23 protein-coding genes are annotated in these 20,117 nt (G+C 53.3%); 17 read left to right on the top strand and 6 right to left on the bottom strand.

Annotated elements, in window-relative coordinates; all coding sequences use genetic code 11:
• Positions 1-12 precede the first annotated feature (12 nt).
• Positions 13-1,179: a PilT/PilU family type 4a pilus ATPase gene (locus HHJ17_RS04800; protein WP_296499779.1), complete on the bottom strand. Its 1,167-nt coding sequence runs from the start codon at positions 1,177-1,179 to the stop codon at positions 13-15.
• A 268-nt stretch (positions 1,180-1,447) separates the two neighbouring features.
• Here HHJ17_RS04800 and HHJ17_RS04795 point away from each other — a divergent pair, with 268 nt between their 5' ends.
• The 4 genes from HHJ17_RS04795 to HHJ17_RS04780 all read left to right on the top strand — a co-directional run bounded on the left by HHJ17_RS04795 (position 1,448) and on the right by HHJ17_RS04780 (position 6,657).
• Positions 1,448-2,086, top strand: coding sequence for a hypothetical protein (locus HHJ17_RS04795; RefSeq protein ID WP_296499781.1), 639 nt, complete (start codon positions 1,448-1,450; stop codon positions 2,084-2,086).
• Positions 2,083-4,110, top strand: a complete 2,028-nt coding sequence (locus tag HHJ17_RS04790) for a hypothetical protein (RefSeq protein ID WP_296505097.1) — start codon at positions 2,083-2,085, stop codon at positions 4,108-4,110. Before HHJ17_RS04795 ends, HHJ17_RS04790 begins: the two co-directional genes overlap by 4 nt.
• A 9-nt stretch (positions 4,111-4,119) precedes the next feature.
• On the top strand, positions 4,120-5,103 hold the full coding sequence (locus HHJ17_RS04785; RefSeq protein ID WP_296505096.1) for an ATP-binding protein: 984 nt from the start codon (positions 4,120-4,122) through the stop codon (positions 5,101-5,103).
• Between the two features lie 504 nt (positions 5,104-5,607).
• A complete protein-coding gene (locus HHJ17_RS04780; protein WP_296505095.1) occupies positions 5,608-6,657 on the top strand; it encodes a hypothetical protein in 1,050 nt (349 codons plus the stop codon).
• Positions 6,658-6,889: 232 nt separating this feature from the next.
• On the opposite strand, the gene HHJ17_RS04775 is transcribed toward HHJ17_RS04780, so the two are convergent.
• The 4 genes from HHJ17_RS04775 to HHJ17_RS04760 all read right to left on the bottom strand — a co-directional run bounded on the left by HHJ17_RS04775 (position 6,890) and on the right by HHJ17_RS04760 (position 9,685).
• Positions 6,890-7,111 (bottom strand): GDCCVxC domain-containing (seleno)protein, encoded by a 222-nt coding sequence (locus HHJ17_RS04775; RefSeq protein ID WP_296505094.1) that lies wholly within the window; start codon positions 7,109-7,111, stop codon positions 6,890-6,892.
• Positions 7,108-7,347, bottom strand: coding sequence for a cation transporter (locus HHJ17_RS04770; protein WP_296505093.1), 240 nt, complete (start codon positions 7,345-7,347; stop codon positions 7,108-7,110). Before HHJ17_RS04770 ends, HHJ17_RS04775 begins: the two co-directional genes overlap by 4 nt.
• Positions 7,348-7,604: 257 nt before the next feature.
• Positions 7,605-9,005 carry a heavy metal sensor histidine kinase gene (locus HHJ17_RS04765; protein ID WP_296505091.1) on the bottom strand — a complete coding sequence of 467 codons (1,401 nt, stop codon included), beginning with the start codon at positions 9,003-9,005 and terminating at the stop codon, positions 7,605-7,607.
• Positions 9,002-9,685 carry a heavy metal response regulator transcription factor gene (locus HHJ17_RS04760; protein ID WP_296499806.1) on the bottom strand — a complete coding sequence of 228 codons (684 nt, stop codon included), beginning with the start codon at positions 9,683-9,685 and terminating at the stop codon, positions 9,002-9,004. Before HHJ17_RS04760 ends, HHJ17_RS04765 begins: the two co-directional genes overlap by 4 nt.
• An 831-nt stretch (positions 9,686-10,516) precedes the next feature.
• On the opposite strand from HHJ17_RS04760, the gene HHJ17_RS04755 reads away from it, so the two are divergent.
• From HHJ17_RS04755 to HHJ17_RS04730, 6 genes are all read left to right on the top strand, one after another.
• The gene (locus HHJ17_RS04755) at positions 10,517-10,813 is read left to right on the top strand and encodes a flagellar hook-basal body complex protein FliE (RefSeq protein WP_296505089.1); all 297 of its coding nucleotides are present in this window, start codon (positions 10,517-10,519) and stop codon (positions 10,811-10,813) included.
• Positions 10,814-11,023: 210 nt separating this feature from the next.
• Positions 11,024-11,332 (top strand): hypothetical protein, encoded by a 309-nt coding sequence (locus HHJ17_RS04750; protein WP_296505087.1) that lies wholly within the window; start codon positions 11,024-11,026, stop codon positions 11,330-11,332.
• Positions 11,329-12,765 carry a TolC family protein gene (locus tag HHJ17_RS04745; protein ID WP_296505085.1) on the top strand — a complete coding sequence of 479 codons (1,437 nt, stop codon included), beginning with the start codon at positions 11,329-11,331 and terminating at the stop codon, positions 12,763-12,765. The genes HHJ17_RS04750 and HHJ17_RS04745 overlap by 4 nt, the downstream gene beginning before the upstream one ends.
• Positions 12,766-12,826: 61 nt before the next feature.
• On the top strand, positions 12,827-14,242 hold the full coding sequence (locus HHJ17_RS04740; protein ID WP_296505082.1) for a copper oxidase: 1,416 nt from the start codon (positions 12,827-12,829) through the stop codon (positions 14,240-14,242).
• Positions 14,243-14,277: 35 nt separating this feature from the next.
• Positions 14,278-14,787, top strand: a complete 510-nt coding sequence (locus tag HHJ17_RS04735) for a cupredoxin family protein (protein ID WP_296505081.1) — start codon at positions 14,278-14,280, stop codon at positions 14,785-14,787.
• A 155-nt stretch (positions 14,788-14,942) separates the two neighbouring features.
• Positions 14,943-15,293, top strand: coding sequence for a copper-binding protein (locus HHJ17_RS04730; RefSeq protein ID WP_296505080.1), 351 nt, complete (start codon positions 14,943-14,945; stop codon positions 15,291-15,293).
• A 402-nt stretch (positions 15,294-15,695) separates the two neighbouring features.
• On the opposite strand, the gene HHJ17_RS04725 is transcribed toward HHJ17_RS04730, so the two are convergent.
• On the bottom strand, positions 15,696-15,977 hold the full coding sequence (locus tag HHJ17_RS04725) for a CopK family periplasmic copper-binding protein (protein WP_296505078.1): 282 nt from the start codon (positions 15,975-15,977) through the stop codon (positions 15,696-15,698).
• A gap of 321 nt (positions 15,978-16,298) precedes the next feature.
• Between HHJ17_RS04725 and HHJ17_RS04720 the strand changes: the two genes are divergently transcribed.
• The 7 genes from HHJ17_RS04720 to HHJ17_RS04690 all read left to right on the top strand — a co-directional run bounded on the left by HHJ17_RS04720 (position 16,299) and on the right by HHJ17_RS04690 (position 20,115).
• Positions 16,299-16,703, top strand: a complete 405-nt coding sequence (locus HHJ17_RS04720) for a hypothetical protein (protein ID WP_296499818.1) — start codon at positions 16,299-16,301, stop codon at positions 16,701-16,703.
• A gap of 87 nt (positions 16,704-16,790) precedes the next feature.
• Complete coding sequence (locus HHJ17_RS04715; RefSeq protein WP_296499820.1) at positions 16,791-17,279, top strand: hypothetical protein; 489 nt, start codon at positions 16,791-16,793, stop codon at positions 17,277-17,279.
• A gap of 13 nt (positions 17,280-17,292) precedes the next feature.
• Positions 17,293-17,568, top strand: coding sequence for a DUF2933 domain-containing protein (locus tag HHJ17_RS04710; RefSeq protein ID WP_296499823.1), 276 nt, complete (start codon positions 17,293-17,295; stop codon positions 17,566-17,568).
• The gene (locus HHJ17_RS04705; RefSeq protein WP_296499825.1) at positions 17,565-18,215 is read left to right on the top strand and encodes an isoprenylcysteine carboxylmethyltransferase family protein; all 651 of its coding nucleotides are present in this window, start codon (positions 17,565-17,567) and stop codon (positions 18,213-18,215) included. The genes HHJ17_RS04710 and HHJ17_RS04705 overlap by 4 nt, the downstream gene beginning before the upstream one ends.
• 74 nt (positions 18,216-18,289) lie before the next feature.
• Positions 18,290-18,586 carry a heavy metal-associated domain-containing protein gene (locus HHJ17_RS04700; RefSeq protein ID WP_296499827.1) on the top strand — a complete coding sequence of 99 codons (297 nt, stop codon included), beginning with the start codon at positions 18,290-18,292 and terminating at the stop codon, positions 18,584-18,586.
• Positions 18,587-18,622: 36 nt separating this feature from the next.
• Complete coding sequence (locus tag HHJ17_RS04695) at positions 18,623-19,255, top strand: LemA family protein (protein ID WP_296499828.1); 633 nt, start codon at positions 18,623-18,625, stop codon at positions 19,253-19,255.
• Positions 19,256-19,293: 38 nt separating this feature from the next.
• Positions 19,294-20,115, top strand: coding sequence for a YgcG family protein (locus HHJ17_RS04690; protein WP_296499983.1), 822 nt, complete (start codon positions 19,294-19,296; stop codon positions 20,113-20,115).
• The last annotated feature ends 2 nt before the right edge of the window (positions 20,116-20,117 follow it).

Below are 20,117 nucleotides of genomic sequence, written 5' to 3'. Positions count from 1 at the left end.
GGTACCGCGTTGCTATCGTTCAATAGTCAAACCATTTGATTCCGGTGGTTTGCCGGCGCTGAGCCTGATATGAAGCGACAAGTCAGTCTTGGAGTCCGCGTAATCAATGGCCTGTGCCAAGGTGATGTCATGCCGAGTGAACAGATCGAACAAGGACTGGTCAAAGGTGTGCATTCCAATCTCAACACTTTTGGCAATAGCGGCCTTGATCTGGTCGATCTGACCTTTCTGGATCAGGTCAGAAATGAAAGGGGATTGCAACATGATTTCGGTCGCCGGAACTAACTTGTTGCTCGTGCCCTGAATCAAACGCTGCGCAACCACACCTTTGAGATTGAGAGAAAGATCCATCAGAGTCTGTTTTCTTGACTCTACCGGGAAAAAATTGATGATGCGTTCAATTGCCTGATTGGCGTTATTGGCGTGCAAGGTCGAGAGACACAGATGACCGGTTTCTGCATAGTTCATGGCGTGCTGCATGGTCATGAGGTCGCGGATCTCACCAATCATGATCACGTCCGGTGCTTCACGCATGGCGTGTCTGAGTGCCTCATCAAACGAATGGGTATCCAGGCCAACTTCACGCTGGTCCACCACACACTGTTTATGCGGATGAAGAAATTCAATGGGATCTTCAATGGTCAGGATGTGACCGGGAGCTTCCTCATTTCGATAGTCAAGCATGGAGGCCAGTGTGGTTGATTTGCCCGAACCCGCAGCACCCACCACCAGGATCAGGCCGCGCTTCAGCATGGCCAACTTCTGCAAGATGGCCGGCAATTTGAGGTTAGCGATGGAAGGAATTTTGTTTTTGACGTATCGCACAACCATGCCGACTTGGCCACGCTGAAAAAAAACATTCAACCGAAAGCGCCCAAGCGATTCAATCCCGACGGCGAGATCACATTCCAGATCCGCCTCAAACTGACGCATCTGTGATTCATTCATCATGGAGTAGGCAAGCTCTTTGACCCGATTGGCTTGCAGCGCAGGCATATCTAACTTGCGCATGTTGCCTTCGACTTTAACGGTGGGCACAGCGCCTACTGATAAAAACAAATCAGAGCCATCCACTTCAACCATGAAGTGAAGGTAAGCACCGAGATCGTCGGTCAGACTGGGTTGCTGGACGGTCATCCGGCGAAATAAATGTGACACATCTATAAATTCGGCTTTCATTGGAAGCACCCCATAAGTGGGTCACTTTTACTTCGCAGAAGTAGGAAGTAAATCTGTCATTTGGCGGATTCGGGAAGTAAATATGACACTTGGCGCATTTGTCATGCTATCTGAAAGACGATGAAATCGTATCTGCTGCGCTGAAAGCGAGGCTTCATGCGGGTTACACACAAGTCTGTGTCACTTTTACTTCCTTTTGTTGCGAAGTAAATTTGACATCTCCAGAAGCGAGCCTATAAATACAAATCAATGATTTAGAACAAATGTCATGACCTTGACCTATACCGCCTCTGCAAGCGATCAGCAACCGTACGGTTCCTATCGTATTGATGTGTATAGCCAAAAGGCGGGGCGACGCATGACTTTGTACGGTAAGCCTGCACTGTGCCAATTTATCGATTTGGAAGCAAATGTTGACGTGTCCACCGTCTGTGAACGTCCCTTGCTAATTCCCAATACCAAACCCCGCCAAATGGTTGATTTTTGGGCGATTTGTGGTGGTGTTGCTACCTTTTATATTTTGAAGCGACCTTCGGATGTCGAAATCACAGGTACTGAGACGTCGGCATTTAACCAGTTTTGCAGGTGGGCCGAAGACAATAAGGCCCACGTCAAGATTGTCAACATCGCGGATTTTGAGACGAACCGCATCAGGTACGACAACTGGTCTTCAATCCTGCAACATTTGATTGCACATCGCGGTCAGGTAACTGATCACTTGGTGAATCATTGTGAGAAAGCAATTCTGCAAACCGCCACCTTGCAGGATATCGAAAACGACATTGCCGACGTGGACGCCATGCTTGTGAGGGCAGCCGTATTCACCTTGCTTGCGCGGGGTCACCTCAAATGTGACTCTATTGACACGATCCAACTCAACTCCTTCACAAAAGTGGTGAAGGTATGAAGTTGCCGCGCGTCATTGTGTTTGGCATGGCCAACTTCAATCGTGCATCCATACCCGAGATTCTGAACGACTTTGAGAACCTTCCCAAAGTTGACGAGTCCGCATTTGCAGACAATCCGGCCACAGCCCTTGCTTACAAGAATAATCTGGAAGCGTTCAGGCTTTTTGTGCAGGAACCAGATGTCTCAATGAAAGAGATTGAACGCGTCACGACCGTTTATCGCAAGCAGCTTTATCGCTTGCTGGACCGGGTTGTGAGCAAAGCCGAAGACGGTCGAGTTCAGGGACTTCGTGGGCTCATCCCTTACAAACACGTCAAGGAATACGAACGCATTGCAGTCGTACCATCATCGTCGGTCCTGTCCGGTTCGGCCGCAGCAGGTGCTTTTAATCAGCTTCTCAGGCGCTTTGATGAACTTGATAAATGGCTGAGGAAAAGGGTGCGTGAAAGAAGTCGGCCCCTTCGAGAAGGCGAAATGCGCGAAGTAAACAAGTCGATTCGTTCGTTGCACCGGGAATTCATCAATCGGTGTAAGAAGGAGGGTGTTCAGCCAGGTGAGTATCCGCTGAACCAAGACATGTTGGGCTACCGCTCATTTCAGGCTGCGGTACGGCGCATTACCCGGGAGCAGGGAGGATCACATCGCCTGGCAAATGAGACTACCCCAAGTGTTGCACCGAAAGAGTCGCCAGACTTCAAGCTTTGGCCCATCGGGGACATACCGTTCAAGCTGGTGCAGTTTGATGGCCATAAGATAGACATTCGAATCACGCTTGTTGTGCCGGACCCGTTTGGCCTGGAGACTCTTGTCGAACTCCGCCGCATTTGGATTCTTGTTGTTGTCGATGTCGCCAGTAGTGCGATTCTGGGTTATCACCTTGCATTGGGTGTTGAATACAACAAAGATGACGTCGCGGAAGCTTTGCAAGCCGCCATCGTTCCACACAGGAAAATCAAACTCACGATGCCAGGCTTGGCAGTGCGCGACGGAGGTGGATTTCCCAATGAGGTGCTCCCGCAATTGGAATACTGCCGCTGGAACTGGTTTCACTTTGACAGCGCTAAAAGTCACTTGGCCCAAGACACACTGGATCGTTTGACTAATGTCGTGGGTTGCTGGGCGATCTCTGGACGGCTCGGAGAGCCTGATGATCGCGCTTTCATCGAGCGGTTTTTCGGACTGTTGGAGCAGTGTGGATTTCATCAGGTTCCGGGAAGTCTGGGCTCAAGTCCATCGGACCCGGTTCGTCACCTTGCGGATGTGGGCTCTAATTTACCGATGTTGATGACTCTTGACCAACTCGAACAAATGGTTGAAGTCTTGCTCGCCAACATGAATGGGGAGTCCTCCAGCGGTTTGGGCGGTCGAACACCGCTGGAAGCGTTGCGTTACATGGTTGCCAAGCCGGAGTTCCTCATACAGACATTGCCCGCTACCAAACGTCACCAACTTTTTCTTCTGAAGGAGGCAACGATCAAGACCATTCGTGGATCTGGCTTGCCTCATGTCAACTTTGAAGGAGTACGCTACACCTGCGACATCCTTGGTAGTCGACCTGAATTAGTTGGCAGGAAGTTACGCATCTACTTCATGGCCCGAGACATTCGTAAGATTCACGCGTTTTTCGAAGATGGTTCGGAGCTAGGCATACTTGTTGCCAGTCGCCAATGGCGGATCACCCCTCACTCGCTACGCTTACGCAAGGAAATTTTGCGGATGCATCGACTTAAACTTCTGAAGTACGACGATGCAGACAACCCGGTGGAAGCATACGTCAAATTCAAACGGGCAGAAGCAAAGCAAAATAAACGTGCAGGGAATGCACTTGCAGGTGTACGTGCCGGCATCAATGCTGCTGCGAGTGCAACCGCTCACGGCGACGGAATTTTTGGATCCGCAGAGGAGCCCAAGTCGACCATTTCTGATGCGCAGGTCAGTCTGCCAAAGAAAACTAAAGCGCCAGCGCTGATAGAAACCGTTGAGCCCACCCCGTTGACGTTGAAGAAAACCGTTTTATTTTAGGGCGGGTACATGTCAATTGATTTTTATCGACCCGTTCCTCTCGAAACACACCCCGTTTCGATACAGAAATACATCGTCCCAACACCATCAATCAACGAGTTGTATTCCCGCGTCAAGAAATGTATCAAGCTCCGTGTGCCGGGTGCTATCGTTTATGCCATGACCCGGTATGGTAAGACCTATGCTGCCCGTTATGTTGCAACTTCTCTGAGGATGGATTTTCCGCGCATTGTCACCTTGACCTTTTCGTGTCACAAGAAAAAAACGCCAAGCGAGGCTTCTTTTTTTTCGAACCTGCTACGGGCTGTTGGTCACGAGAAGGCCGAAAGCGGAATGGCGTATCAGAAGCGAATCCGACTGCTCAACAAACTCCTTGAGTTGTTGGTGGCCTCCAAGCAAAACGTTTTGGTGGTCTTTGCAGATGAAGCTCAAAAGCTTCAGATCGAGGAATATGAATGGCTGCGCGAAGTTCACGATGATCTGGAAACGCGGGGGTATCGCATGATCACGTTCCTCATAGGACAGCCTCAGCTGAAAAACCAGAAAACTGCACTAAAGCAAGCCCGGCATACTCAAATTGTCGGGCGCTTTATGATTGACGACATCGAATTCCATGGGGTATGCAGTGTCGAAGATGCCGCCAGTTGCTTGCTCGGGTATGACACGGCTTGCTATCCGACTGATTCTGACTGGACGTTCACTCGCTTTTTCTTACCCCAAGCGTGGGCCAATGGCGCACGCCTTGCCGGGCAAGCGCAGTCTCTGTGGCAGCAGTTTGAAGATGCGCATGCGGAAGGTGGCTTTCGAACAGCGCTGGAAGTCCCGATGACCTACTTTGTAAGGTCGGTGGAGATCGCCTTGACGGAGATTGGACAAGACGGTGCCGACTTTGCTTTCACGCCAGCGCTGTGGAAACAGGCAGTAGCCGATTCCCGCTTTTCGATGGCTGAAGAAGAGCTTCTTCTCGATATCGAACCGGATTCCGAGGGGTAGACGGTGGTTTCCCGTCCATCAGCAGCGCCAATCCTTATTGACTGCTCGACAGTACCTGAAGCCAACTGGTGCTGGCGTCCTGAATGGTATTGCGGTAGCGATTCTGTTTATGGACTCTTGGCGAAGTTTGGTAGTTTGAATGTACTTTCGACCCGTGAGCTGTGTGAGCTTTTTGTGGAGAAAAATTCATCTGAGAGTAAAAACAGGCTTCCAGGTCGACCTCACTTTCCGGTAGTTGATCTCCGTTATACCAAGGACTTTCGGGTGGCGCGACTGGCCAACTTACTGCGACTTGACACAGCGCGGGTACGCTTGGGCTTTGTTGAATCACTTTTCCCCAACGCAACACAGATTGCCTCAACTGACTTGGTTTGGTGTCCCTACTGTGCCAAACACGGCTTTCATTCCCCCGCGTTTCAACTCAATTACTCCAGCGTATGCCCATTACACGGCCATATGTTGTTGCGTCGTTGTACACGATGTTCATCGCCTCTTCCCTACAGGTTGAACGCGACCATTCGAGGCGAATTATTCAGCTGTCCAAGCTGCGGAAAGGATTTCGCGCTGGCCATACGATCACCTGCGCGTACGCTGGAGATGAAAGCTGACGCGGCACTACTGTTTGCTGATTATTCTGAGTTGATTCGCTTCAGCGACCAGCTACCAACGATGGTCAATGCATGCAAAGCGTTGGTAGGTAGACCGTATATGCCGCTATTCATAAGTAAACCGGATATTTATCGGCGCAGTGCTTCATTTCGCCAGTTCGTTACTGACGTCCTCGTCTCCGTATCGATCCATAACTGCAAGGAAACCCAAGCTAGTCTCAACCTGCTGGCGCCAAGTTTCACGTTCGCAGAACCAATGCATAGCCCACATGCCACCCAAGCAAAGTCAAGCATGCCGAGCGTAAGGCGAGCAATCAAATCGGTAGCATCGGAAACTGATCAAAAGCTTCAAGAAGCGTGGGCTATCTATCGCACGGTTCGCCGACATCTTTGGCGTCACCATGTTTGCCAACACCGCAGTTGCGCTCAACTAGCGATGAAAACCTTGTGGTGGGATTTGGAGGGTGAGAAAACAAAACCCTTTTGTGAAATCGCGTTGGCATTTATCCGCTGGCGGATGCAATGGGAGGGAAGGCGGATTCCCGCTACTTTAGCTGTTTCAAACCGGGGTATTGTTCCATATGGGCTGCTTGGCTGGATATCCAAAGACTCGCCGATTTCCTCAGTTCATTGGTCACCCGCATTTGAATCATGGCTGAATGCGCACCTGCTTGCTGCAGCTTGTCTAGATAGTTTCGCAGGGTGGATGATGCTATCTGCCGCACATAAGGTAGATCATCAAGTGCGTTGGTGCATGAAAGATCATGAAATGTTCACCAAACGCCATTGGGCATGCAGCGGTCGGGGTACACCCCTTGAACCTGGACTGCTGTTCCTGGAGCCGTTGACTAGCTCAAACTACTTATCAGCCAATTTGTTGTCGTGCAAATGCACACGAATGCACCACCGCGTGACCGTACTGGCCCTTGCACGGGTGAAACGGTAGACTGGGAAATCGCAGCTGCTGCCAGATCACTCACGATGGTCACAGACGTTGAAATCACCAGCGCACAAGGGCAGGCAATGACGAGCGGAACGAGAGCCTTGTCGAGCCAGGTGAGCCAATTTCCACCCAGCAGCAAGGGCGGCAAGATGGCGAAAACCACCGGTGTGTAGACCTGCGCGGTTGTTCGTCAGAACCTTTTTTCGACAATAACGTTGTATTGATGATCAGAATGTCAACCGCAACACCCACTTTGGTTGCCACTTTCCTGAATTGGCGGGCAAGGGTTCGTGCCATACGAGCAATACACGCAGCAGTCACCCGGCAGGGGTTTGAGCACGGCATGGCATTCAGTGCATTCGTAAAACCATTGACAGGCATCAGTGGGCATCGTCTCACTCTTTGAAAAGCCACACTCAGGGCAAGTCAGCGTGGACTCCCGCGTGACGGTGTTCAATTGGCAGCCTCCATGACCGTGGATGGGTAACCTGCGTTCTTGGTGGATTCGGTCAGCGCGTCCACATTGGTTCTGGCACCGTCAAATGTGACAATGGCCTGTTGCTTGTCAAAGTTCACATTCGCCTGGCTGACGCCCGGCTCAAGGCAAGCGCGAACAACCTTGCGTTTGAATTCGTCACTGTAGCGTCCGCGCCGACGACCAGCGCCTGGAAATTGAATTTCTGAAGTGTGCACGTGTTCACCTATATTAAAGTGGACACGATACTCCTAAAAATTACGCCGCCCAGCAATATGAGTTCACCAGCCGCATACGTATGAAGGTGAACAAACGGGCATGATTCAATGCGATCTCAGTTGCACAAAGTCGGTACCGCACACCTGGTGCAAAAAACACATGGTCCCGGCACTCAATGCCGCCCGCTGCGGATCAACCTATATTGACGAATCGTCGTCCGCACCAACAAAAACTTGATACTGGCAGGCGTCGGATTTCAGGGTACGCGCGGCAGTCTGATAGTGAACGTGGTCACGGCGCTAATCGATGCCACCGAGATCGTGCCGCCATGGGCGTTGACGATTGACTTGGTGATGGCCAGTCCCAGTCCTGTGCCTTCGCTGCTGCGTTGCCGTGACGGATCAACCCGGAAAAAACGGTCGAACACCCGTTCCCAATACTCCTGGGGAATTGCATCGCCCGTGTTTTCCATACAAATCGAGACCATATTCGGGCTCGCGCTGAGGCGCACACGCACTGTGGTGTTCGCCGCCGAATGCCGAACCGCATTGGACAGCAGGTTGCCCAGCGCGCGGCGCAACATGAGCCGGTCTGCGCTCACCTCGCCGTCGCCTTCGAGTGCCAGGTGCAGGCCTTTTTCTTCGGCCACCGCATCGTAATACTCGAACAGTGCAAGAACCTCTGCTGCCAGATTGACCGTTTGCCGGGTAGGTACCACCAAGCTGTTTTCGGCCTTCGCCAGCAGCAACATGTCCGAGATCATGCGGGCCATGTGCTCGAACTCTTCGGCGTTCGATTCGAGAATGCTGCAGTACTGGTCGGCACTGCGCGCGCGCGACAAGGCGACCTGAGTTTGCGTCATCAAGTTGCTGACCGGAGTGCGTAACTCGTGTGCAATGTCGGAAGAAAAATCGGAAAGGCGGTGAAACGCTTCTTCCAGCCGCGCCAGCATCTCATTCAAGGATTGTGCGAGTTCAGCCAGCTCGACTGGCGCCGACTCCACTGGCAAACGATAGCTCAGTTGTTGGGCCGTGACCCCTTGCGTTTGTTCGCGCATGGCACGCAGCGGTGCCAAGCCGCGCCGTGCGGCAGCCCAGCCGAGAAAGCCGGTCAGTGCCGCAGCGCCCGCGACGAAGAACCACAGCGTTTGCAGAAAAGAACGCATGAAGGCCTGATGGTGCGCGATGTCAGTGGCCACTGCCACGATCACCTTTGAACGAGCGCCCGTGCGGGTTAGCAGGCCGGTCGGCAGTTCAGCCGCGATGCCGCGGTAGTTCTGTTCACCCTGCGCCCATGTGATGGGGCGGTAAGGGTTTCGGGCAGCGCTGGCGGCCACCAGATCGATCGGAAAGTTGGCGTTGGGTGTGGCGAAAATCACCTCGTGATTCGGCTCGAAGACAATCACTTCGAGGCCCTGATGCCCCACCAGCGAGTTGTCCAGCAGTTGCGTAATGCGTTTGAGATCATCTTGCGACTTCAACTGCTCAAGCGTGTGTTGGGCCAGCGCCATCTTGCCCGTCAGCGCGTCCATGTCCTGTTCCTCGAAATGCTTTTCCACCGAGGCGGCGATCACGACCCCGAGCGCCAGCAACACGGCCGAAGAGGCGCTGACAAACAGCAGCGTCAACCGTCGGGTGATTGAGGGCCGTCTATTCAAGCGCAATCAGGCTTCTCCAAAACGTAGCCCATGCCGCGCACGGTGCGGATGAGTTTGGGTTCAAAATTATCATCAAGTTTGACGCGTAAACGGCGCATGGCAACCTCGATGACGTTGGTGTCGCTGTCGAAGTTCATGTCCCACACCTGCGATGCAATCAGCGAGCGAGGCAGTACTTCGCCCTGGCGGCGCAGCAGCAGCTCAAGCAGGGCAAATTCTTTCGCCGTCAGATCAATCCGCTTCCCCGAGCGGGTGACCCGACGCCGCAACAAATCAAGTTCCAGATCGGCCGCCCGCAGGAACTCCGCAGCTGAGGCTTTACTTCCTCTACGCAACAGGGTCCGTACCCGCGCCAGTAGCTCGGAAAAAGCAAAGGGCTTGACCAGGTAGTCGTCCGCGCCGAGTTCCAAACCCTTGACTCGGTCATCCACGTGGTCGCGAGCGGTCAGAAACAGCACAGGCGTGTCTTTGCCAGCCTTGCGGATGCCTGCCAAGACCGCCCAGCCGTCAATGCCGGGCAGCATTACATCAAGAATCACCAGGTCGTAAGCCTCGGTGAGTCCATGATGTAGGCCGTCGCGGCCGTCGCGGACCAAATCGACAATGAAGCCGGTTTCGATCAAGCCCTGTTTCAGGTAGTCCCCCGTCTTCGGTTCGTCCTCAACAATGAGGATTCTCATGGCATCTCCTATTCAGTTGAGAACAGAGCTTCGCTACGCTCGGTCTGTCCTGCAAATTTTTTTGTTCATGTAATGTGGCCGCCATTTTGCGCTGCTCGGACATCGGAGCAGCGTAGATGACAGGAATGTAATCTGACGGTCAGCGTTTTGTTAAGGCGATTCAGCACATTGCGGCCTTTTTCCATCGAACTGCTTGCAAGGCTTAGTGATGAGAACGAAGGCGAAGAATAAATTCTTTGTCTGCCAGCTCAATGCGCATTTGGACTGTAACGATATTTGGCCGTTGGCTGCATGAATGAGGCGACAAATAGCTTGACGTGCGCAGGTAGACACCGAGAACTGAGATCACGCACCAATGGTGACGGTCTCGAATCACGACGCTGTGATCGATCAACCGAAAAAATGCAACACCTATGCTTTGCCGATTGCTTAGGGCGATGTCCATCGTCTCGGTGTAAATGCGGCGGTGCCGTCAAGGTCGGTAAATTAAATTGAACACTTCGCCCCAAGAGGTTTAACGCTGAAAAGGGTTACGCAACGATGACAGAGACGTAATGTTTGCGTCATCGTTGTGACGGTTTAATTTTCATACGATGCTCATGCGTCTTTTTAGAAATAACGGTCACCAGTGGCGAACTGCAATGAACCTGAATTGAAAATCACTGCGGCGCATTGCCTCGGTGTTGCCGCTGGGCGTTGTGATAGTTGGCGGCGCTTCCGGCCCGAACGCGCCCTCTCCTGAACTGCTGCAGTGGATCGAGATCGCGCGCACCCGTGGCGATCTCGATAAAACAGTTTCCCCCCAGAAAGGCTTATGAAATGAAAGTCCCCATGAAACCAGTTGATTTTATCCGCCCGGTTGCGGGCATAAACCGACCCATCGACAAGAACTCCGGTGCTCAGGGAACAGGATTTAAGGATGCGATGGTGCAGGCTTTGCAAACGACGAGTGACCTGCAAAAGGAATCGGGACGGCTTTCCAAGGAGTTCCAGCTCGAAAAGTCAACGGCGAGTCTTGAACAAACCATGCTGGTTGGCGTCAAATCGAACATTGCTTTCCAGTCGACGCTTCAGGTTCGGAATCGCCTCGTACAAGCCTATACCGATATATTAAACATGCAAGTGTGAAAGGGTGCAGTATTTAGATACCTGTATTTTTTGCGCAAGCAACGCGGCCGTTATTCTGCGTAGCTTGAACTTTTGTCGCGTAGATAACAGGAATGTAATCTGACGGTCAGCGTTCTGTTGGGGGTGAACCAGCACACTTCGGTCAACTATTTCCATTTCGTCGTGTGTTTTCTTCTCGCGACCTCCCTAACGTGATGAAGTGAGGATTTCATGTATCCATTTCCCCTTCACTGGCTCGTGCCAGTAGGACTGACGGTGGTCCTGCCCATGGCGTTCGCACAACCCAGTTCCCAGCCGAGAACGCCAGATTCAAAGAATGCTGCGCCGTCTTCACTCACGCTCAGCTATAAATCAGCATTTGTCGATTACCGAGCTTACAGTGAGCAATCTATCGTTTCTTGGATTGACGCCAATGACAAGGTGGCCAAGATTGGTGGCTGGCGCGCCTACGCCAAGGAAGCCCGTCAACCTGATGGTGCGTCTGCACCAGCCACCGGTGGACAAGGAGACAAACCATGATCCGGGACACACGCATTCCACGCCTCAGATGGCTGGTCGCTGCCATCTCGGTCATTGTGTTGTCGGGCTGCGCCAGTGTTAACTTTGACAATTCGATCGCCAAAACGAATCAAGATGCCTCTGAATTCACGGAGGGTAAGTTGACGCTTGCGCAAACCCAGGAGCAGCACACAGCGCTTGACCGTGCGGCAACCCAACTGCTGGCCCAACCCTTGAGTCAAGGTAATGCCGTTCAACTCGCGCTTATGAACAGTCCGGCCCTGCAGGCGATGCTGGCGCAGAACTGGTCGTATGCTGCCAATGCAGCGCAGTCCGGCCGCATCGCCAATCCGATCTTCACTTTTGAGCGCGTCAGCTTTGCCAGCGAAGTTGAGTTGGGGCGGCGACTCACTTTCGGCTTGCTTGACCTGCTGACCCTGCCACAGCGCTATGGCATCGCGCAACGAGGGATTGAGCGGGCTCAGCTTCAACTGACCTCAGATGTGATCGATCAAGTGACACAGGTGCGCCAGGCTTGGGTCAAGGCAGTCGCGGCACAACAGAATCTGACCTATGCGCAACAGGTGATTGATGCGGCACAGGCCAGCGCCGACCTTGCCCGCCGCCTGCAATCGGTCGGCAACTTCACCAAGCTGCAACGTGCGCGGCAGCAAGCATTTTATGCAGATGCCGCCACCCAGTTGGCGACTACGCAACATGAAGCGACAGCCACCCGCGAAGGTCTGGTGCGGGTCCTTGGCCTGACGGACGACCAGGCTCGGCAACTCAAATTGCCCGACCGTCTGCCGGATTTGCCTAAAGGCCCCCACAGCCCGGAAGACGTTGGCAAGATGGCCAATTCTGGGCGCCTCGATATCAAACTTGCGCAATCGGCCTTTGAGTCAGCGGCCAAGAACCAGGGTCTGAATGTCTTGACCAGCCTGACTGATATTGAGTTGGGTGTACGACGCGACACGGTGTTCGATAACGCCGCTGGCACCAGCACGCCACGCACCGGGTACGAAATCAGCTTGCGATTACCCCTGTTTGATTGGGGCGGTTTGCGTCGGGATGCCATGAATGCGCAAACACTGGCGGCGGCTAATCGGCTGGAGGCTACGGTACGGAGCGCCGGCTCGAACCTGCGCGAGAGTTATTCCGCCTATCGCACCGCTTACGACGTTGCCCGGCACTACCGGGACGAGGTGGTGCCCTTACGCAAGACGATTGCTGAAGAAAATGTTCTTCGCTATAACGGCATGCTGATCGGTGTCTTCGAGCTACTGGCTGATACAAAAGATCAGATTGGCAGCGTCATGGCGGCTATTGCGGCTGAACAGCAGTTCTGGCTGGCGGATGCGGCATTGCAAGCATCTCAGATGGGTAAACCTACAAGTGTTTCAGTAGGGACCGTGACCTCAGGTGGCTCGGGAGGTGGCGATGCGGGTCATTGACATGCGCCCGACCTGCGCTTCTCGCGCGTAGCGGTTCCGAACCAACTCGAAAGTAATTACGATGAATTCAAGACGACAATTTTTCAAAACAGCTGGCTTGGCTGGCGGCGCTGTGGCAGTGGCTGCAGTCAGCCGGGTGGCCATGGCGGCTCTGCCAGAACTTGTCATGCAAACCAGCCCGGACACGATGGCGCCCCTGGTTCCAAACACCGGCCGTCCATACAACCCAGTGGTCACGCTCAACGGCTGGACCTTGCCATGGCGTATGAATAATGGAGTCAAGGAGTTCCACCTCGTAGCCGAACCCGTGGTACGCGAGATGGCACCTGGCTTCAAGGCCCACCTGTGGGGTTACAACGGCCAGTCGCCAGGACCGACCATCGAAGTGGTCGAGGGTGACCGGATTCGCATTTTTGTGACCAACAAGCTGCCTGAGCACACCAGCGTGCACTGGCATGGCCAGCGTCTGCCAAATGGAATGGATGGGGTAGCCGGGCTGAATCAGCCGGCAATACAACCCGGCAAGACTTTTGTCTACGAATTCGTGGCGCGACGTCCGGGCACTTTCATGTACCACCCACATGCCGACGAAATGACACAAATGGCAATGGGGATGATGGGAATGTGGATCACTCACCCCAAGGTCAAGCACCCACTGATCGAAGAGGTAGACCGGGATTTCGTGTTCCTGCTGAACGCCTACGACATTGACCCAGGCGCGTACACACCCAAGATCATGACGATGCTGGACTTCAACTTATGGAGTTGGAACAGCAGGATATTCCCCGGTATCGACCCGCTGGTGGTCCGTAAAAACGACAAGGTGCGTATCCGCGTTGGCAATCTGACCATGACCAACCACCCGATGCATTTACATGGCCATGAATTCCTGGTGACTGGCACCGATGGCGGGCCGACACCGAAATCGTCCCGCTGGCACGAGGTCACCACGGATGTTGCGGTGGGTCAGATGCGCCAGATCGAATTTTTGGCCGACGAAGAAGGGGACTGGGCGTTTCATTGCCACAAGAGTCACCACACCATGAACGCGATGGGGCACAACGTGCCCACCATGATCGGCGTGGATCACCGCGGTGTGGCAAAGAAAATCACCAACCTCATACCCGATTACATGGTAATGGGCGAACGCGGTATGGCCGATATGACGGAGATGGAGATGCCTATCCCCGACAACACGACGCCCATGATGACCGGCCAAGGTCCGTTTGGCAGCGTGGAGATGGGGGGCATGTTCAGCATGGTGAAAGTGCGCAAAGATCAAAAGCCTGGCGACTACAAAGACCCGGGCTGGTACAAACACCCGGCCGGTGAAATCGCTTACGAATGGACCGGTTCACTGCCCAACCCCGCGCGTTTTGCTGCGGAGGGCGGCAAATCCATGCCAGTTCAGAACATGCCGATGAAAGAAGTCGAAGTTCAAGTCCGCAAGCCCTCCATGGGCAACATGAAGCATTGATTAGTTTCCTAACCAACACCCTTGAAAGGTATTCCATGAAATCACGCAACCTTCTGATCGCAATTCCAGGCATCTTGCTGGCCATGACTGTCATGGCGTCTGGCAAACACGCTGGGGGGCATGACGATGAGGCTATCGGCAAGCCAGGCGTCGCATCCAAAGTCACGCGCACCGTGAACGTCGACATGAAGGACGACATGCGCTTCCACTCTTCAAATTTCGATGTGAAACAGGGGGAAACTGTCCGCTTTGTTGCCAAAAACTCTGGTCAGGTCAAGCACGAGATGGTGCTGGGCACCGAAACGGAACTCAAGGAACACTACGAAGTGATGAAGAAAAACCCGGAGATGGAACATGCCGACGACAACATGGTCACGGTCGCGCCAGGAAAAACCGGTGAAATCATCTGGCAATTCACCAAGGCGGGTAAGGTCGACTTCGCTTGCCTGCAACCGGGCCATTACGACGCAGGCATGAAAGGTCTGATTAAAGTCGCAGCGAACAAAGGGAGCAACATTGAAGGCGAGCATACACACGCTCATTGACCAGCAACGCCAGTGATGCTGGTAGGGTTTTTTAATATTCCCGGCTGGCGCATGGGCAGCACCGACAGCATGGCAATCGCAAAGATGTCGATAGCGTTTAACAGTTTTAAAAACGGTAACTCTACGGTTTACCAAACTTATGAAGGAAAAAAATCATGAAATCGATGAAGAAATTGGTCATCTTTATATCAATCGCGTCGGCCACGGCCTTTTCTGGCGGCGTCTTCGCTCAGGCCACCATGGACCATAGCAAGATGGGTGACGTGAATATGATGGTCAGCAATGACATGACCCAGGGAGCGGTCCGCAAGATCGACAAGGAAGTCAAGAAGATCACAATCAAGCACGGCGAGATCAAGAACCTTGAAATGCCTCCGATGACAATGGTGTTTCAGGTCAGGGATTCGGCTTTGTTGGAGAAGGTACAAGCCGGCGACAAGGTTCAGTTCAAAGCCATAAAAGACAGTGGCGCCCTAGTTGTGACCGATCTCCAACTTGTCAAGTAATACAGTGAACGCCTGTAAGGAACGCATGAGAGCTCCAATGCGTAAATGAAATCTTTGGGTTTCACTGTGAGGGGCTTTTGCGCACACTGTTGAGTATCAACTGTTATTGATACCCCCCTATTCATGATGCGGCTGGGTCGGGTGGCAAGCGCCTGTATGAAACGGCGCTGATCTAGCCGGTTCAATGCATTTTTGTTTTGCGTATGTTCCAGTGCTAAATTCTCGAATACAAAGCTGCTGAAATGATGCGGGAATCCAAGGTGGCATAGGTGACTATATAGTTATACTGTTTATGGCTCTAGCCCTTGTAGGGAAATAGTATTAAGCTATATATTTAATAGCGATAATCATTGCTCGTTGGGTTGTTGTACGGGCAGTGTTGGTAACTGCCCGGCAATCGCATTAGTTCTGTTTATGCGCTTGCAGCGCTCCATATAGTTTACCAACCTCGTCACCATTCATGGTGACTGATTTGCCATCTATGGTTTCCATAGTCATGCCCTCTTTCATGCGAACAGCACGTCCATATTTATCTTCCATGGACATCTTGCCATCTTTAAATTGGTGCATGGTTGAGCCGTCTTTGAGTTGAACGGATTTAGCGATGTCTGCATTATCCAAAGCGAACACAGACAGGGCTGGCAAGACAAGACTCAGCGCAATAATGGATTTTCGAATTGACATGATAAAAACTCCTTCAAGTTGATTTGAAACGTCCCCCGATGTATTCCGTAGGACAGGTAATGCAACTACTGCATCACTGGTTTTAATGTAAGAGTTGAGTCCCGACAGTTGCATGACTGCCTCATTACAACTGCGACATTTGGCATAGCCTTGATGCACAAATGCGTCTTAGTGAGAATTTGGCCGCTCGACTAAATTATTTCGTTTTAAAAAATTTTTTAAGGATAAGTGACGCAGATTACAAAAATGTAATCTGGCAGCCATCTTTTTGTTATTGACATATCAGCACACTGCAGGCACTTAATTCTTAAGGACCAGTTCATGCCTGTTGACTTGACTCACCATCGAACCGCTTCTCATCAGGTGCCAAGCAAGCTAGTTTGTCAGCTAGATGTGGACGGGGCCTATAGCTATGAGCGGGTGGTGGTGAAGGACACCAAGGATTGGAAAGAAAACCCGGCCATGGTGTATGTAACCGATCATGCAGACCAGATAATTCCCACCGCTGGCGCCAGCGGTACCGCGACGATTCTGGCCGGAAAACTGAAGCTCAGCTCAATGTTTCTGCCGGATGGAGACAACAGTATGAAAGGCATCGCCAAATACGCGGCGACACCGGACATGAAAGCGGTGATCTCCATCACGCAGGCGGGCAAGCAGCCCGAGCAGACGTGCTTCATGCCCATGGGGGTTGCAAAGGATAGACATATCGATCACCCGCACTGAAATTTTGGATAAATCTCCGTTTGGAGATTGGCCCCACCCATTTCGTTGCCCAGGGGCCGGCAACACGCTGATTGAAGGAGTACCACGATGAAGAAACTAGCTATGACCGTCCTTGCGGTCGCACTCGCGTTTGGCTCGCCTGCGTTTGCGGAGGATGCCCATCACCCTGAGACAGCGCCGGCGGCCAAGTCCGCGCCCGCCAAGCCTGTTGCCAAGAGTTCCACCCAGACCGTGCAGAAAATGCAGGACAACGTCAAAAAAATGCAGTCCCAGCTCGAGCGCATCGCAAAGGTCAAGACCGACGAGGAACGGCAAAAAGCCATGGCCGAGCACATGCAAACCATGCAGGAGAACATGATGATGGCCCGCAGCATGCAGGCCGACATCATGGGTTGCCCCATGATGGATGACATGGGTAAAGGAATGATGGGAAAAGGCGGCATGGGCATGATGGGTGGTGGCGCCCGTCCGGAGGGCTCGCCGGAACGCATGCAGCAGATGGAAATGCGCATGGACATGATGCAAGACATGATGAAGATGATGGTGGATCGCATGCCGCCGCCTGCTGTCAAGTAAAAGAGTCATCGACATGAACCATGACCATGGATCGCATGAGACCCCGCTCGGTTTTTGGGGTTCCCGCTACGCGGTCGGCCTGATTGTTATCGGGGCCGTCGCGGGCTATTTCCTGCTGACTGAGCACCGCGCCCACTTCTTCGGTGCGTTGCCGTTCCTGCTGCTGCTGGCCTGCCCGTTGATGCACGTTTTCATGCACCACGGTCATGGTGGTCATCGCCATGGCGATAACGGATCTCAAGCCGGACCGGACAAGCCAGACCAACCCAAGCAAGGAGAATCATCATGAGCCACGACCAACCGGCCTATGGGCTATGGCTGCTGGTCGTCCTCAACTCGGCGATTTTTATCATGTTCGCCTACAGTTTTTTCAAACCGGCAACGGCGCGCGACTGGCGCACCTTTGGGGCATTCTCCGCTTTTATCGTGGCTTTATTTGTCGAGATGTACGGTTTCCCTTTGACCATCTATCTGCTGTCGGGATGGTTGCAGACTAAGTATCCGGGTTTGGATATCCTGTCTCATGATTCCGGACACCTTTGGTCAACCTTGCTGGGCGAGAAAGGAGATCCGCACTTTGGTGTCCTGCATATTGCCAGCTACATCTTCTTGGCCTTTGGTTTTATCCTGCTGTCGAGTTCGTGGAATGTTTTGTACCACGCGCAACGCAGGCATGCGCTGGCTACCGTCGGACCCTATGCAGTAATTCGACATCCACAGTACGTCGCCTTTGTGTTGATTTTGCTGGGCTTTTTGCTACAGTGGCCAACGCTGTTAACTTTGCTTATGTTTCCGATTCTGCTGGTCATGTACGCGCGTTTGGCGGTCAACGAAGAAGCGGAAATGCGAGCGCAATTCGGCGATGCTTTTGAGCGTTACGCGCAGCGCACACCCCGGTTTTTCCCGCGTTTGGGCCAAAGACCAACCGCCAGTTGACGATGCGACTGCTTGGTTTATGCCTGCGTGCAGGTTGACTCTGGTTTTCTTATCTAAATTTTAAGGATGCGAATATGAGCACTATCGATCTGGAAGTCCAAGGCATGAGCTGTGGCTCATGCGTCAAGCATGTCACACAAGCACTGCAAACAGTCGCTGGCGTTAGCGGTGTTGAGGTTGATCTGCAGTCTGGTCATGTTCGTGTCAGCGGTGAATTTCCGAAAGGCAGCGAACCATTAATCACCGCCTTAGGCAGCGCAGACTATCCCGCGCAACTGGCCACGAGTTCTGTTTCCCTTGGGGTGCCCAAAACGTCGGGGTGCAACTCTAACTCTACCAGCGGGGGTAAAGGTGGCTGCTGCTGTGGATGAGCAACTGGCGTAAATCAGAGCCTGATTGGAGAAAAAATGCGTAAATTTCTTTCTATGCTACTTACCGTGGTGGCCTTGGGCCTGGCGGGCTGCGGCTACAACACATTTCAAACCACGGACGAGCAGGTCAAGGCGAGTTGGTCGGAAGTTGTCAACCAGTACCAGCGCCGTGCGGACCTGGTCCCCAATCTTGTTAATACCGTCAAGGGCGAGGCGAAGTTCGAGCAGGACACGCTTACCAAAGTGATCGAAGCGCGCTCAAAGGCTACATCCATTCAAGCGACACCGGAACTGATCAACGACCCTGCCGCATTCCAAAAATTCCAGCTGGCGCAGGGCCAGTTGACTGGTGCGTTGTCGCGGCTGATGGTCGTTTCAGAGAACTATCCGAACCTTCGTGCAAATCAGGGTTTCCGGGACCTTCAGGCGCAGTTGGAAGGGACCGAGAACCGCATTACCGTGGCGCGCAATCGTTACATCAAGTCGGTGCAGGATTACAACGTGACGGTGCGGTCCTTTCCTTCCAATTTGACAGCGATGGTGCTGGGCTACAAAGACAAGCCTAACTTCTCGGTCGATAATGAAAAAGAAATCTCCAGGCCGCCAAGTGTCAGTTTTGACGCCGCACCGGTCCAGCCCAAAGGTGGTGCGTCAGGAGTGGCCAAGTGATCACTGTGAGCACCGCGAGAGGGGCGACCAAAGCGTTACTGCTTGCATTCACGCTTTGCTGCTCCCTCGTTGTCTCAGCACAAGTTGCGGTCCCGCCCTTGACGGGACATGTTATCGACTTGACCGCCACTCTTACCGTAGAGCAGAAGGCCTCTTTGGAGCAAACCTTGGCCGCGCTTGAAGCCAGGAAAGGCAGTCAACTGGCTATCCTGATGATTCCTTCGTCAGCGCCGGAAGCCATCGAGCCCTATGCATTGCGTGTTGCAGAGCAATGGAAGCTCGGACGAAAGAAGGTCGATGATGGTGCCATCCTGGTCGTCGCCAAGAATGACCGCACCCTGCGCATTGAAGTGGGATACGGCCTGGAAGGGGCCCTCAACGATGCCACCAGCAAACGCATCATCAGCGAAATCATTCTGCCGCGATTCAAGAGCCAAGACTTTTATGGCGGCATTGCGGCCGGGGTCGAACAAATCATCCGCGTCATTGACGGTGAGCCCTTGCCGGCCCCGCGCGAGAAGCCGGCCGGAAGCCTCGGGGACGTTCAGCAGTACGCTCCCATTGTCTTCATTCTTGCCCTCGTCGTGGGGGGTGTTCTGCGCGCCGCGTTAGGCCGAGTTCCTGGCGCGCTGGTCACGGGCGGCGCCGTCGCAGTGCTTGCCTGGTTTGTAGTTGGCGCCCTATCTGTGGCGTTGGTTGCTGGGGTAATGGCGCTATTCGTCACGTTGCTGGGTGGCGGCATGGGTGGGCGTGGACTCGGCGGTTACCACGGCGGAGCCGGCCGGGGTGGTTTTGGCGGTGGTGGCTTCAGAGGCGGTGGCGGTGGCTTCGGCGGCGGCGGCGCGTCGGGGAGGTGGTAGCC

The sequence above is a fragment of the Rhodoferax sp. genome (genome assembly GCF_012927445.1).
Lineage (GTDB): Bacteria > Pseudomonadota > Gammaproteobacteria > Burkholderiales > Burkholderiaceae_C > Rhodoferax.
Note: the sequence above shows the minus strand (reverse complement) of the source record. Positions and strands in the feature narration are given on the sequence as shown.